This is a genomic window from Microcoleus sp. CZ3-B2, assembly GCF_036705055.1.
In the GTDB taxonomy this organism is placed as follows: domain Bacteria; phylum Cyanobacteriota; class Cyanobacteriia; order Cyanobacteriales; family Microcoleaceae; genus Microcoleus.
In genome coordinates, this window is the sequence record NZ_JAUBTN010000100.1 from 1 (window position 1) to 13,454 (window position 13,454).

11 protein-coding genes are annotated in these 13,454 nt (G+C 45.0%); 3 read left to right on the plus strand and 8 right to left on the minus strand.

Annotated features, from left to right (window positions below; translation table 11 throughout):
• Positions 1-666: 666 nt before the first annotated feature.
• Together QUA97_RS26790 and QUA97_RS26795 are read right to left on the minus strand one after the other, a co-directional pair.
• The gene (locus QUA97_RS26790; protein WP_194009855.1) at positions 667-1,062 is read right to left on the minus strand and encodes a response regulator; all 396 of its coding nucleotides are present in this window, start codon (positions 1,060-1,062) and stop codon (positions 667-669) included.
• A gap of 244 nt (positions 1,063-1,306) precedes the next feature.
• Positions 1,307-1,603 carry a hypothetical protein gene (locus QUA97_RS26795; protein ID WP_194066596.1) on the minus strand — a complete coding sequence of 99 codons (297 nt, stop codon included), beginning with the start codon at positions 1,601-1,603 and terminating at the stop codon, positions 1,307-1,309.
• 893 nt (positions 1,604-2,496) lie between these two features.
• On the opposite strand from QUA97_RS26795, the gene QUA97_RS26800 reads away from it, so the two are divergent.
• The 3 genes from QUA97_RS26800 to QUA97_RS26810 all read left to right on the plus strand — a co-directional run bounded on the left by QUA97_RS26800 (position 2,497) and on the right by QUA97_RS26810 (position 6,973).
• A complete protein-coding gene (locus tag QUA97_RS26800; RefSeq protein WP_333197273.1) occupies positions 2,497-5,049 on the plus strand; it encodes a DNA gyrase/topoisomerase IV subunit A in 2,553 nt (850 codons plus the stop codon).
• A 364-nt stretch (positions 5,050-5,413) separates the two neighbouring features.
• Positions 5,414-6,694, plus strand: a complete 1,281-nt coding sequence (locus QUA97_RS26805) for an ABC transporter ATP-binding protein (protein ID WP_442922597.1) — start codon at positions 5,414-5,416, stop codon at positions 6,692-6,694.
• Between the two features lie 126 nt (positions 6,695-6,820).
• Entirely contained in the window at positions 6,821-6,973 is a 153-nt protein-coding gene (locus QUA97_RS26810; RefSeq protein ID WP_194066599.1) for a chlorophyll A-B binding protein, read from the plus strand.
• A 641-nt stretch (positions 6,974-7,614) separates the two neighbouring features.
• Here the strand turns inward: QUA97_RS26810 and rpoD are convergent.
• From rpoD to QUA97_RS26835, 6 genes are all read right to left on the minus strand, one after another.
• Positions 7,615-8,784, minus strand: a complete 1,170-nt coding sequence (rpoD, locus tag QUA97_RS26815) for an RNA polymerase sigma factor RpoD (RefSeq protein WP_194066600.1) — start codon at positions 8,782-8,784, stop codon at positions 7,615-7,617.
• A 681-nt stretch (positions 8,785-9,465) separates the two neighbouring features.
• Positions 9,466-9,645, minus strand: a complete 180-nt coding sequence (locus tag QUA97_RS26820) for a hypothetical protein (protein ID WP_228049824.1) — start codon at positions 9,643-9,645, stop codon at positions 9,466-9,468.
• A gap of 853 nt (positions 9,646-10,498) precedes the next feature.
• Complete coding sequence (locus QUA97_RS28415; RefSeq protein WP_442922598.1) at positions 10,499-10,897, minus strand: DUF4276 family protein; 399 nt, start codon at positions 10,895-10,897, stop codon at positions 10,499-10,501.
• Positions 10,855-11,052, minus strand: a complete 198-nt coding sequence (locus QUA97_RS26825) for a hypothetical protein (protein ID WP_333197278.1) — start codon at positions 11,050-11,052, stop codon at positions 10,855-10,857. The genes QUA97_RS28415 and QUA97_RS26825 overlap by 43 nt, the downstream gene beginning before the upstream one ends.
• Positions 11,053-11,154: 102 nt before the next feature.
• A complete protein-coding gene (locus QUA97_RS26830) occupies positions 11,155-12,357 on the minus strand; it encodes an AAA family ATPase (protein WP_333197281.1) in 1,203 nt (400 codons plus the stop codon).
• Between the two features lie 120 nt (positions 12,358-12,477).
• Positions 12,478-13,362, minus strand: coding sequence for an ABC transporter permease (locus QUA97_RS26835; protein ID WP_194066641.1), 885 nt, complete (start codon positions 13,360-13,362; stop codon positions 12,478-12,480).
• Positions 13,363-13,454: the final 92 nt, after the last annotated feature.

Here is a 13,454-nt window from a genome sequence, read left to right on the forward strand (position 1 = left end):
TGACCCCATCTTTTTTTACCATAAATCGGTCAAACCTTTGTTAGCTATGGGTTTTAACGGGGTTGTCACCCCGTCAGAATTCCGAGGTTTTAAGTGTTTGATCTAACAAATAGTTAAAGGGAGCATCTGTGGCTTTTCAACAAAAAGCTTTTTTTTAAAATCGTGTCCGGTAGATTCACCGCTCTAATATTCGATCGCTATCGATCGCACTGCTGGTTACATACACCCCGTGCAAACTCGATAGCGAGCTGTTGCTACAAATGTAACATTGAGATCCAATGCAATTAAAATTCTTTCTTCCTTCTTCCTTCCTTCTTCCTTCTTCCTTCTTCCTTCTTCCTTACATCCGTTACATCCCGTACATTGCTCGTTGCCGAACTTCCTTCTTCCTTCTTCCTTACATCCGTTACATCCCGTACATTGCTCGTTGCCGAACTTCCTTCTTCCTTACATCCGTTACATCCCGTACATTGCTCGTTGCCGAACTTCCTTCTTCCTTACATCAGTTACATCCCGTACATTGCTCGTTGCCGAACTTCCTCCTTCATGTATAGCGGTTCTCAAGCTTGGTGAGGTATACGGGCTCTTTCCACTCCTGCCTATGCCCGGTTTGGCCTATGCCCACTCCTAGCACCTCATGTTACCGAGAAAGGCTATATATGTCACTCAATCAGGGAGCAAAGCCTTGATCTGAGCGACAAACTCTTGATGGTCTACCACGGGTTTAGAGATGTAACCGTCCGCACCACTTTGATTTAGAAAAGTTTCTCTATCACCGGCCATCGCGTGAGCTGTTACCAAAATAATTGGTAGCGAGGCCGTTTGCGGGTCTGCTTTCAGCAGTTGAGTAATTTTAATACCGTCAACAGCTTTTCCTTGATAGACGCTGCGTGAAAGAGACACATCCATTAAAATCAAATCAGCTTCTCCAGACGCAGCAATCTGCATCACCTCTTCAACATTTTCTGTGTGCTTCACGGCTAAGCCACCCCGCTTAGTCAGAATTTTAGAAAAAACTCTAGCGTTAACCAAATCGTCCTCTACAATCAGAACGGTTTTCATCTTGGCGATCTCCTAGATACCACCTTCCAATGCGCTTTACTCAGCACGGGGAAAGCGAGTGGAAAGGATGGACAACAATACGGCTGCATACAAATAGCCATCTTTTTTGTGAATGTGTTTGCAATACTTTTGACATCCGCCCCGCCGTAAAATGGACGGGGATTTCATCTATTTCAAAGCGTCAAAAATTGACAACTGTCGAAATGCTGGTTGGGTTAACGCTTGGCGCTAGGATGCAGCTACTTTAAAAGCAGTGTTGTGCTTGACTCCACGTTTGTTTTTCGTCTCCGAGTGCAACGGCGGCTACTAGAATATTAACCGCAGCATTGATATTTATATCATGGTTAGCAGACAAGCTAAATTCCTCCCTCTGCTGCCGATCGACCAATCCTTGAATTCGAGGTTTATTAATTAGTTTTGGGTCAACAGTTTGGCTGATGTAGTTGCAAGCATCAGAAAATACCTTGAGAGTCGCGTCCAGTTTTGGGGCTACTTTAGGAGGTACTTCAAGCTTGTAAGCTATTGTCAAAACTTGTTTCATCAAGCTAGTTATATCACAGATGGCACTAGGTGGCTCCGATCCGCGAATTGCGTTTCCCTTCAACTCGGTTGTCTTGGGCCCGCTGGTTTTTAGGCGAAATAGCCTACAGATGCCTAAAATTTTCCAGGGAGTATCTCATTTCTGTCGCCAAGCATTTTTTTGCGAGTGCAAGGCGGTGGCGATCGACCTATATAAGACTCGATCGCCAGACAGCACTATAAATGGGCTGTCAAAAAAATACTTACTGCATTGATTGAGGTGCTCCCCCTCACACTGACAACAGTCTCAAAATTCTTGATTAGCAGGTTTTTAGGATTTTTTTTCTGGGTCAAGCCTGCGACTTAGAGTCGGGGGAGTGTGACAATTGTTTTATGTGCTGCCCTTAAAATCAAGCAATGTTGTTTCAGGTACTGCCGCTGAAGCATTCGGAGTTGGGAACATAGCGGGGATTGTTCAGGATTGGCAATTCTTAGTTTAGACCGATCGACATTGCTTTAAAATATCGACGCTTCGATCGATCGCAGGTCAGACTAGGACAGCTCATGAGAAAAGCTTTTGACGGCTGAATTCTCAAAGATCGGCATTTGTGAGCGATTATAAATAAAAGCATGGCTGTAAATCAACCTTCTCGCGGCGGACGGTAAATAGACAGGTAGTCGCAACGGTCGGCAATATAGAGGTTAGGGTAAGAGTGGAGAGTAAGAGGCAAGTGTTGTCTGTCTTCGGCACTCTGATTTTGCTTTAACCTGTTAAATTTATTTTTATCCTCCTGCTGGGCGGTTTTATCGAACTATCGGTTTGCTTGAAGGCAAACGCTTTTCATTCGAGACAGGCAACCTGAGCATTATTGACAGAGGCTGTCTTCACTCAGGAATTAACGGACACAAGAACTCATGGCCAAACAACTAAACCTACTTTCCGGGCAAGTAATTTCTACGCCTCTGCACGCCGAGATGCAGCAATCGTACCTCGAATATGCCATGAGTGTGATCGTCGGGCGAGCTTTGCCTGATGTCCGCGACGGTTTAAAACCCGTGCACCGTCGAATTTTGTACGCGATGCACGAACTTGGTTTGACACCAGACAGACCTTACCGCAAGTGCGCCCGGGTAGTTGGAGATGTTTTGGGAAAATATCACCCCCACGGCGACCAATCGGTTTACGACGCTCTGGTGCGTATGGTTCAGGAGTTTTCGAGCCGCTATCCTTTGCTTGCGGGTCACGGCAATTTCGGTTCGGTGGACAATGACCCGGCTGCTGCGATGCGCTACACGGAAACTAGACTGGCACCGATCGCCCACGAAGCTATGCTAACCCAAGTCGGCGATGCAACTGTTGATTTTGCAGCTAACTTTGACAGTTCCGAACAGGAACCGACAGCACTACCGGCTCAGTTGCCGTTTCTGTTACTCAATGGCTGTACTGGGATTGCTGTGGGGATGGCAACTAATATTCCGCCGCACAATTTGGGAGAGGTGGTAGACGGTTTAATTGCTTTGATTGAAAATCCCGAAGTCTCGGACGAGAAGTTGATTGAACTGATTCCGGGCCCGGATTTCCCGACGGGAGGGGAAATCGTCGCTACAGAGGGCATTGTTGATGCCTACACTAAGGGTCGAGGCAGCATTGCGGTCAGGGGTGTGGCTGGGGTGGAAGAAGTGCCTGGTAATCGCAAGGTGCGGACTAAAACGGCGATCGTGGTGACGGAGTTTCCGTTTCAGGTGAATAAGGCGAGTTGGATTGAAAAGGTGGCGGATTTGGTGAATGCCGGCCGCCTCGACGGTATTTCTGATTTGCGCGATGAGAGCGATCGCGATGGCATTCGAGTTGTGATTGAACTCAAGCGAGAATTTACTCCCGAAGCGGTGCTAGCTCGTCTTTACCAACAAACTGACCTGCAAACAAATTTTGGTGCGATTTTGCTGGCAATTGTCAACGGTCAACCCCGACAGTTGACGCTCAGACAATTGTTGCAGGAATTTCTGGATTTCCGAGAAGTGACTCTCACCAGGCGCTACAATTACGAGTTGCAGGTGGCAGAACGTCGGTGTCACATTGTCCAAGGCTTAATGTTGGCTTTGACAAATCTCGATACTACGATCGACATTCTCAGAAATTCTCCTGACGGTACTACTGCTAAGCAAACTTTCCAAGTTCGCCTCGATTTGAGCGAAAGTCAATCTGATGCGATTTTGGCGATGCCGATGCGCCGGCTGACTGGTTTGGAAAGGCAACATTTGCAAGCTGAACTGGATGAGTTGACGGGAAATATTCAAGAATTGCAGCGGTTGTTGAGCGACAGGCGCGAACTTTTGAAGGCTTTGAAGAAGGAATTGCGATCGCTCAAACGCAAGTACGCTGACCCCCGCCGCACTAAATTTGCTCGGGAAACAGGACGCGCGGCCAAGACAGACACACAATTTTCTGGTAAGAAAAATTCTGGACTCAAGCAGTTATCGCCGGCAACGATTCAGCCTAACTTATTGCCGGTTCTAGAGCCTGAAGAAACAATTGTTGAATTTTCGCACAAGCAGTACGTGCGGCGCTTGCCGGCTCACGATCGCCCGCGCTCGAAAAGTCGCGAAAAATCGGTTTCAGCTTTAGAAAAAAATGAAGATTTTATTGTGACTGCAGAGCTGACTAAAACCGATCGCACTTTGGTAGTCTTAACTCCTAACGGCAAAGCTTACCCGCTGAAAGTGGCTGATATTCCTAGCAGCAATCCAAAAGACCGAGGAAAGCCGATTGTCGGTTTGTTATCCCCTAGTGCTACTAAAGACAGTACGGATCGCGCTTTGTCGGAAATTACTATCGCACACTTTATTTTGCCGGAAAATTCGGAGGGGGTGGATTTAGTAACTATGACTCAGCAAGGCAAAATTAAACGTTTGCCGATGCAGGAATTGGCTGATGTGACTAATCGCGGCATGACTGTTGTTAAACTCAAGGAGGACGATCGGCTCCGCAGCGCTAGTCTGAGCAAAGTCGGCGAGCAAGTGGCCGTCGCAACTTCGGGAGGCCGAGTTCTCCGGTTTGATGTTGATGACGAACAACTGCCGCCAATGGGCCGCAGCGCCCTAGGTTCTCAAGTAACCAGGTTGCGGAAGCAGGAAGTTTTGGTGGGTTGTATTACGATCGATCCCGAAGACAGTCTGGTGCTATTTTCGGAGTTGGGTTGGGCTAAACGAATGCCCGCAGGTTCTGTCAGACTTACTAATCGCGGCGAAATTGGCACTCAAGCTTTTCGTTTCGCAGAACCTAAAGATGCTTTGGTTGGCTTGCTGCGATCGGTTCCGGGTACGGATGTTAAACTTTTTACTACTTCTGGCCGCTTGCTGCGATCGACTACTGATGCTATAGCTTTTTGGGGGAAAGATGCTCCGGGCGATCGAGTTTTTGACCTCAATCCCGGTGAAAAAATTATTAAGGTTATTAGCAGTCAATAGTCATTAGTCAATAGTCAATAGTCATTAGTCAACAGTCATTGGTCAATAGTCATTAGTCAACAGTCATTGGTCAATAGTCATAAGACTTGTTCCCAGGCAGAGCCTGGGAATACATACCTGGAGGCTCGGCCTCCAATTCCCCCAATTCCCAATTCTAAAAATCTAAACTCTAAAAGATAAAATCTAAAATTGTTTGATGGCGAAAGTTGTATTAGAAAATATCTACAAAAGTTTTCCACTCCGCCAAGGAGAACAGGAAAAAAAAGCAAACAACGTCGCAGAAAGTGTCTCGCCCGAAGCCTCTATTTCAACTTCTAACAGCGTTTTGCGGCGGATTAACCTGACGGTCGAAGACGGGGAATTTATGGTGCTGGTGGGGCCTTCGGGCTGCGGAAAAAGCACTCTGCTGCGATCGATCGCCGGTTTGGAAGTTTTGACTGCCGGCAATATTTGGATTGGCGATCGCCTCCTCAACGATTTGCCCCCCAAAGACCGAAATATCGCTATGGTATTTCAAAATTATGCTCTCTATCCTCACTTAACAGTTTACGATAATCTCGCCTTTGGATTGCGCCGCTCTCAGAAGGAAGAAGTCCGAGGGAAGAAGGAAGAAGGAAGAAGTCCGAGGGAAGAAGTCCGAGGGAAGAGGGAAGAAGGAAGAGGGAAAAAGGAAGAAGAGACAAAGACAGAGACAGAGGCGGAAAAAAGCAGCCTGGTTCAGGCAGAAAAAATAAAAAATCAGTTAAAAGAGGTGATTAATTATTTAGCTTCTAATACTTTAAACAAAGAGCAGATATATACTTTAGGGGAGGACTTTTTAGTTGGAGCAACTCGCAAGCTTCCTCCGGGTTTGCGCTATTTTTCGGAACGGGAAAAGGCTGTAGGCAAAAGAGTTAGGGCGGTAGCTCAATTATTGCAAATAGAACCGCTTTTAAATCGCTTGCCGAAACAACTTTCGGGAGGACAAAAGCAGCGAGTAGCTTTGGGTAGGGCGATGGCTCGAAATCCTGAAGTTTTTTTGATGGACGAACCGCTATCTAATCTTGATGCGAAATTGAGGGCCCAAACGAGATCGCAAATTGTGCAGTTGCAGCGACAGTTGGGAACTACGACTATTTATGTGACTCACGACCAGACTGAGGCGATGACTATGGGCGATCGCATTGCGATTATGAATGCAGGTCAGCTTCAGCAAGTCGCTCAACCTCTGGAGCTTTACAACAAGCCCGCTAATCTATTTGTGGCTGAGTTTATCGGTTCTCCGCCGATGAATTTTTTGCCGGTGCAGTTTACAGCCCCGCTGTTGATTTCTCACCCGCAATTTCGCTTTACTTTACCGGATATTTGGGCAAAAAACCTACAGCAATATGACGGGCGAGAGCTGATTTTGGGCATCCGGCCCGAACATCTGAGCATTCACCCTCCTGCTACCAAAAATCTGTCTGTACAAGTGGAAATTGTGGAGGCTTTGGGGCACGAAACTTATTTGCGGGTGTGTTTGACTGATGCTCCGGCTGTGCGGATGCAGGTGCGGGTTCCTCCTGAGCGATCGATCCGTGTTGGTGAGGAGCTTTGGCTGGCCGTCGCCCATGACAAGATTCACTTGTTTGACCCGGATACGGAGTTGGCTATTTTCCCTCGTTAGGCGAAATTCTCAAGGTCGATCGGCCTTTGCGATCGATCTCACACATCATAAACTTGCATTTTTTTCAAGTTGCTGTTATATTAATTTACATAAGCCTTACAAAAGTTAACAAAAAGAGTTCGCACTATGCAAGAACAAAAACGCAACGCTTGGAACTGGGGCTTCAGCGAAGGAGCTGAAAATTGGAACGGTCGTTTAGCGATGATTGGTTTCTCTGCCGCTGTGATTATCGAATTGGTTTCCGGTCAAGGCCTGCTTCACTTCTGGGGCGTGATCTAGTACGATTTTAGCTTTTAGATTTGAGATTGGAGAATTGGGACACCATTCTTTTCTCGATCTGACTAAGATTAAAAAACCCGGTTTCTTTGACGCGAGTAGCTGCTCTTCGAGTGACTCCGATCGAGAAACCGGGTTTTTGAACTGCAATGCGCGAGCCAACTGCTTTCAACGAATCTAATTTTTCAGTTGAGATTGTTTAGACAATAGAAAGCTTGGGAGTCCCCAAAAGAACTCCCAAAATTTTTCCCGCGCACTTTTAGCAGCGCAATTTTTGCAGGGCGATTTACCTGTAGCAAATAGCTATCTCATGTCCGTTGGATTGACCGCAATCAGATTCGTTTGTAGTGCGGATTTAACTCCGCAGAATTTGGCGGACTGAAGTCCGCACTACGAACCGTTTTTGTGATGGTAATCGACCCGAAATGATATGATATCAAATCCTCTATTCATCGGAATAGTAAATTAACAGTTAACAGTTAACAGTTAACAGTTAACAGTTAACTTCATTCCGGTTTCACCGGAATTGATATGACTCGCAGTGCAGCGAACACAAAAAGTTTAACAACCATCGCTCCCAAAAAAGCTATGGTTCGATCCCCAAAAGAGCCAATCACTCTTTTGGGTGATGCCAGACAAATACTCTAGCGGATATATTCTTTTAAGATGCTGTTGCGGTTGGGATGGCGCAGCTTCCGCAGCGCTTTAGCCTCGATTTGACGAATCCGCTCGCGAGTGACGTTAAAGATTTGACCAATTTCCTCCAAGGTCTTCATCCGTCCGTCGTCTAAGCCGTAACGCAGTCGCAATACATCTCGTTCTCTAGGGCTTAGAGTATCCAAAACGCTCTCTAAATCTTCTCTTAGCAAGTTTTTCGAGACTTGATCTTCTGGCGTTTCTCCGTCAGATTCAATAAAGTCTCCCAGACGCGAGTCTTCTTCTTTGCCAATTGGAGTTTCTAAAGAAATAGGCAACTGTGCGGACTTAGCGATGAAACGCAACTTCTCGATCGTCATCTCCATTTTAGTCGCGATTTCTTCTTCCGTAGGCTTGCGGCCCATTTCCTGAGAAAGAAGTTTGGTAGTTTTCTTAATCCGCGAGATGGTTTCGTAAAGATGAACCGGTAGGCGGATAGTCCGGGATTGGTCGGCGATTGCTCTGGTGATGGCTTGACGTATCCACCAAGTTGCGTAGGTGGAAAATTTGTAGCCTTTTTCGTGATCGAATTTTTCAGCGGCCCGGATCAGACCCAAAGAGCCTTCCTGAATCAAATCTTGGAAAGACAAACCGCGATTCATGTACTTTTTGGCGATCGACACCACCAAACGCAGGTTTGACTGTACCATCTTCTCCTTGGCCCGCCGACCGACATGGAGTCTGTGACGGAATGCCGGAAGTGCCATATCTACAGCATTAGCCCATTCGTTATCTTTGGGTTCGCGGTCTAACTCTTCGAGGAGTTGTTCTCGAACTCGCTCTAATTCCAGCAAATCGGCAATCTTGCGGGCGAGTTCAATCTCTTCGTCGGCTCGCAGCAGTCGAATTCTACCAATTTCTTGGAGGTAAAGACGAATAGAGTCTTCTGTATAATGCTTTTTCTTGGCTTGGGCCCGACGGCGGGCTTTGACACCTTTGCCAACTTTAGTATCGTCTTCTTCAGATGGGCTGTCTAGAAAATCTTCTCGATCGTCGTCTTCGTCGATAAAAAGTTCCAACTCGCTTTCGGGTAGAACGCTTTTGGCGTTCCTAAGCAACTCGATGGTTTCCATTTCGGGTGTGATTGTGGTTTCGAGTACGGTGTTAGCCTGGATCATGCCGCCTTCCTCATGCTCCTGAATTAAAGAATAAATAACAGTGGAATAGTGTCTGTTTGTAGTTTAGACAAGTTAGCCAGTATTGGCATTTCCGCAGTAAGAAATAGTGGGCTTTTCAGTTTGCTAAATGAAGCAGTGACCGAAACTGCGTTTGTTTGACGAGTCAAATTTCGACTTCTGGTTGAAAGAAGCAGCGAGTACATTCAATCTATCGCATATTTTTAACGTTGCAACCTATATTGAGGGTGCAGCTTTTTCTTTCACAGCGAGTTATCGCCTCATCTGCGATACCTTACCCAGAAAAACGAATGCCAGAGATGCGATCGCACGCAGGTCAAAATACTGGCTTTTTTTTGCCCGGTACTTCGATCTTTTACCCGTACCAGTTTTCTGGTACTGAACCCTCTAACTTTTGTGTTTGAGGTGTCGAACTTTTGAGAAAGCCGACAGGGTGCGAGTGACGATGTTGTCAGATCTCACAGTTGCACGGCTAATTTTTGCCATCTCGGATGTAGGTTTGCTGCTTCAAACGCAACAGCAGAGAGTCGTAGCACCAAATGGTGAGAATCGGATCTGGCAAAGACCCTTCCGATTGTAGCCGTTCTCACAAAAAATGGAAGTTATTTTCAATTTTTGTCAAGAACTCGGAAAAATTTGTCAGCTTAGCTTGACAATAGTGACTCATGGTCGATTCAGCTCAATCCTGAGAAAGCCCCCTAAAAACCTGGGTACGATCGAACTGCGCTGTTTTTTGTGCTGATGTGGGTGAACGGCTGCGGCGCAGTCTGCCAGACAGTTAGCAGACAATTTTTGATTTGCTGGAAGTGAAACCAATAAAATCTTTGTAGATGCACCCATCATTACCCTGTTTCCCTGAATTGAATCATACGCAATCTGCGATCTAATAAAGCTTGCGAACTTGAGTTGTAAGTCGGCCGCTCTGAAGTAGAAACCGACGATTTCCCCTAATGAAGCGTTGCGGGTTTAATAGTGCAACAGGGGCTTTCTTTGTTAAGTTAGCTCAAATCCCAGAAATTGGGTTTAATTTCGACATTAAATCACATTAAGTTATTAACGTCACATTTTCATTTAAGCAGTGGGACACGAGTTTATGGCAGAGCGTGGCAAAAACCACCCGGATAAATTCTACTGAGAGTTAACCCGTCGCGCAACTCCCGGCAGCAAATGTCTCTAAAATTTGCTGGCTTTCGGCTCGCACTTGCGCGATCCTCTTCTGCAAGCTTCGCTAACGCCCATTTTCACAAGCAAGACAATTCGCTATTTCCCGAAAGCACAACTTCACATTTACTTTAAATATATCCTAACAGTGTGAAGCTTTGACAAAGCAAATTCATCAATTTTAAGTAAAATTACTGGTGTTGTGTGGAAGATTTCCAGCAGACAGAACAAAAGCCCAGCAGACTTTGCTACAGCGGAGGGCGGAGGATAGCTTTTAAAAAAAAGAAACTTACCGAGTGTAGTGATGTGCTTGCTGTTTGGCGATCGTCCAAAAGCTGCCGAGTTCGTTCAAAGCTGTTAAACAATAGGACTCTGGTGCTATGTGAAGATTTTTGTTACATTTATTTACAGCCCTTCCTCCGAAAGCAGGTATCCGGCCACTCTGGTTTAAATCATGTGGCTCGATAGCTAGGGTATTTCGCTATCAGGATAAATTTCCGCTCCGCATCTGTCTTGACAACGCCGGCAAAGTTGATTATATCTGTTTATTATTGATGCAGTCTAATAAACCTCGATAAAAAGCTTGGAAACTTGTAGAGCGATTTAATTCAGGATTCATATATTTAGAAATTTCGCTAGAGGCTTTATATTTTTCTAGTCCTCCCTGATGGTATCCAGCCTTCCGTAATACTCTTTCTAAAGCCTCCCAGGTGCCTCCTTTGATAGCATCAGGCTCTCGATATTTTTTTTGAGTATCTAAATTGGGAGAGACTTTAGGGTAAGCTTGGCAAATTGCTTCAACATCGCCGAAAAACCACGCTTCTAATTCTTCAACTACAATTCGATTTAAGACTTGGAATAATTTATCTTTTTGACAGGAAGATTTAGTGATTAATCCCGATGATATGCCATTATTTCTAGTTGTTGTTTTAATTCGAGACTATCTTCTCGATCTTCATCTATTAAAATAACAATTTTCCAATCAGGCGGAAGCCATGCTTGATAACCTTTCAAACGGTTAGGCAATTTAGCCAGTAAATCTGTTTTCCCTCGAAAAGCATGAATTTTATAGGTAACAGTCGATGGCAATATTTTGGGTACAATTTGGGTTAAAGCTGATTATAATGATGCTTCTTCCACTAAAAACTCAAGATGCAAAATGCTCACCTCCTCTTAATTTTTAGTTTAAAATCACTGCGGTGCACCCGCATTTTTGAGGGGATTTCCCACATCAAAGAAATCTTCCATCCACAGCGAACCGAGTAAGGAACCGTTTTCTATAAATTGTTTAATTTCTTGCATATCGGCGGTTCTTTTGGCTTGAGTAAAACCTTTTTCATCTCTATATAATACCCATAATTTCTCGGGTCTTAAACGATCCACAAAAAAGGGAGAATGGGTTGTTATCATTAATTGAGTATTCGCCGAAGCCGAACGACATTCTTCTGCAAGCTGAGGTAATAATTGCGGATGCAAATGATTTTCTGGTTCTTCTATTCCCACTAATTGCGGGGGATTTGGATCGAATAAAACTGTCAAATAAGCTAAGAGTTTTAAGGTACCATCAGAGGCATATTTTGCCAAAATGGGATGAGAAAAAGGAGCATCTTTAATTTCCAACAAAAGTCGGCCATCCTGCATGACAAGAGCCTCGACTTTTTCGAGGCGTGGAATACGAGCAGAAAGGGTTTTTAGTATTTCTTCTAACCGTTGGTGATGTTGTTCTTTTAGGTATTGGATAACATTAGGTAAATTGTCACCAGTGGGGGACAATCTTTCCTGTGCACCTGCTTCGGGAAGGCTGCGGGTATTATCTGCGGTTAAATAGGATAAATACCAACCTGTAATAAAGCGTCTTAATGCGCTGACGCGAGGATGTTTGGCAAATTGTCCTAAGGTATTTACTGCTAAAAATTCAGATGATTCTAGTTTTTCGGTGATCCTTTCACCTTCTTCATCAGGACTTTCGCCACTAATAACTTGTCCTTCGCCTTTTTTGAAGTCTAAAAACCGAAAAGGTTTACCTTGGCTGGCTCGCCTCCACTGTAACGATTCTTCAGCAATGAAAGGACGATTATTTTCTTCATCTATGGCGAGATGATAGGTAATTAACGGTGATTTTGATGTCTCTCGATATTTTAATTCAATAATGATGCAGCCTGTACTATCTCTGGTGCGTAATTCTCGAAATCTGCCCCTTCTATCCCATGCTTTTCTGAGGCTTTCATTGAAACATTCAGACAAAAAAGCAAAAACATCAAAAATAGTTGATTTTCCGCTACCATTAGGCCCTAAAAGGACAGTTAAAGGGGTAATTGTTTTAAGTTCTAGATTATGTAAAGCTCGGTAATTTTGGACTTTTAGATATTCTATACGGGGAATATTTTTCATCATTTCACCTCCTTGATTGGATTTTATGTCTCGTGAATTAAAATATTTAACAAGTTGTGAGTTCATCTCTCGCTAAAAAATGCACTCGCAACTTAATTGTGATTAATTCACCAGCGAGACAAATTATTGTTGATTTCGCAGCCGAGGGTTAACAAATTCGTTCAATCCTTCTCCTACTAAAGATAGTCCGATTACCATTAAAGTCATTGCCAAACCAGGAAATAATGCTGTCCACCAAATGCCTGTAGGTAACGCATCCAAGGCTAAACGCAAGTCGTGTCCCCATTCTGGGGTTTGTTCGGGAAGTCCCAAACCGAGAAATCCTAAGCCTCCTAATGTTAAAATCGCGTCGGCGGCGTTAAGGGCAAACAGCACGGGTACGCTTTGAATCACGTTTAGGAAGAGGTAGCGCGAAAGCACTGTCTGAGTGTCTGCACCCATTGCTCGGGCGGCTTCGACAAATAATTCGGTTTTGATGCTGGCGGTGTGATTCCTGACTACGCGGTAGTATTGAGGGATGTAGGAAATGCTCAGGGCGATCGCAGCGTTGAATACTCCTCTTCCTACTACAAACGCCAGTGTCAAGGACAGCAGCAGCCCCGGCAAAGTATAAATTGTATCCATTAAAAATAACAGCGCTCGATCGAGCTTACCGCCCAAATAACCGCTAAGCAAACCTAGCGGTACGCCGATAAACAAGCTCAAACTTGTGGCTAAAATCACCACTTGCCAAGCAGCGCGAGAAGCAAACAGCGTGCGGGAAAAAACATCGTAGCCGCTGCGGCTGGTACCAAACCAATAATTCGCGGACGGTGGTTCGTGAATCGGATTAATCAAAGCATCGGTAGGATTTTGCAGCCATCCCCAAGCTTGCATGGCCGGAGACAAAGTGGCTACCAATACAAACACGGCAGTTATTGTCAAACCCGCCCACATCATTTTCATTGACAGGCTTGACGTTGAGGCAAGGTTGAGAAATTTCGGTAGTCGGAGGCGGCTTTGGGTCATATTTATGAGGGAAGATGTCATTAGTCATTAGTCATTAGTCATTAGTCATTAGTCATTAGTCATTAGTCATTAGTCATTAGTCATTAGTCATT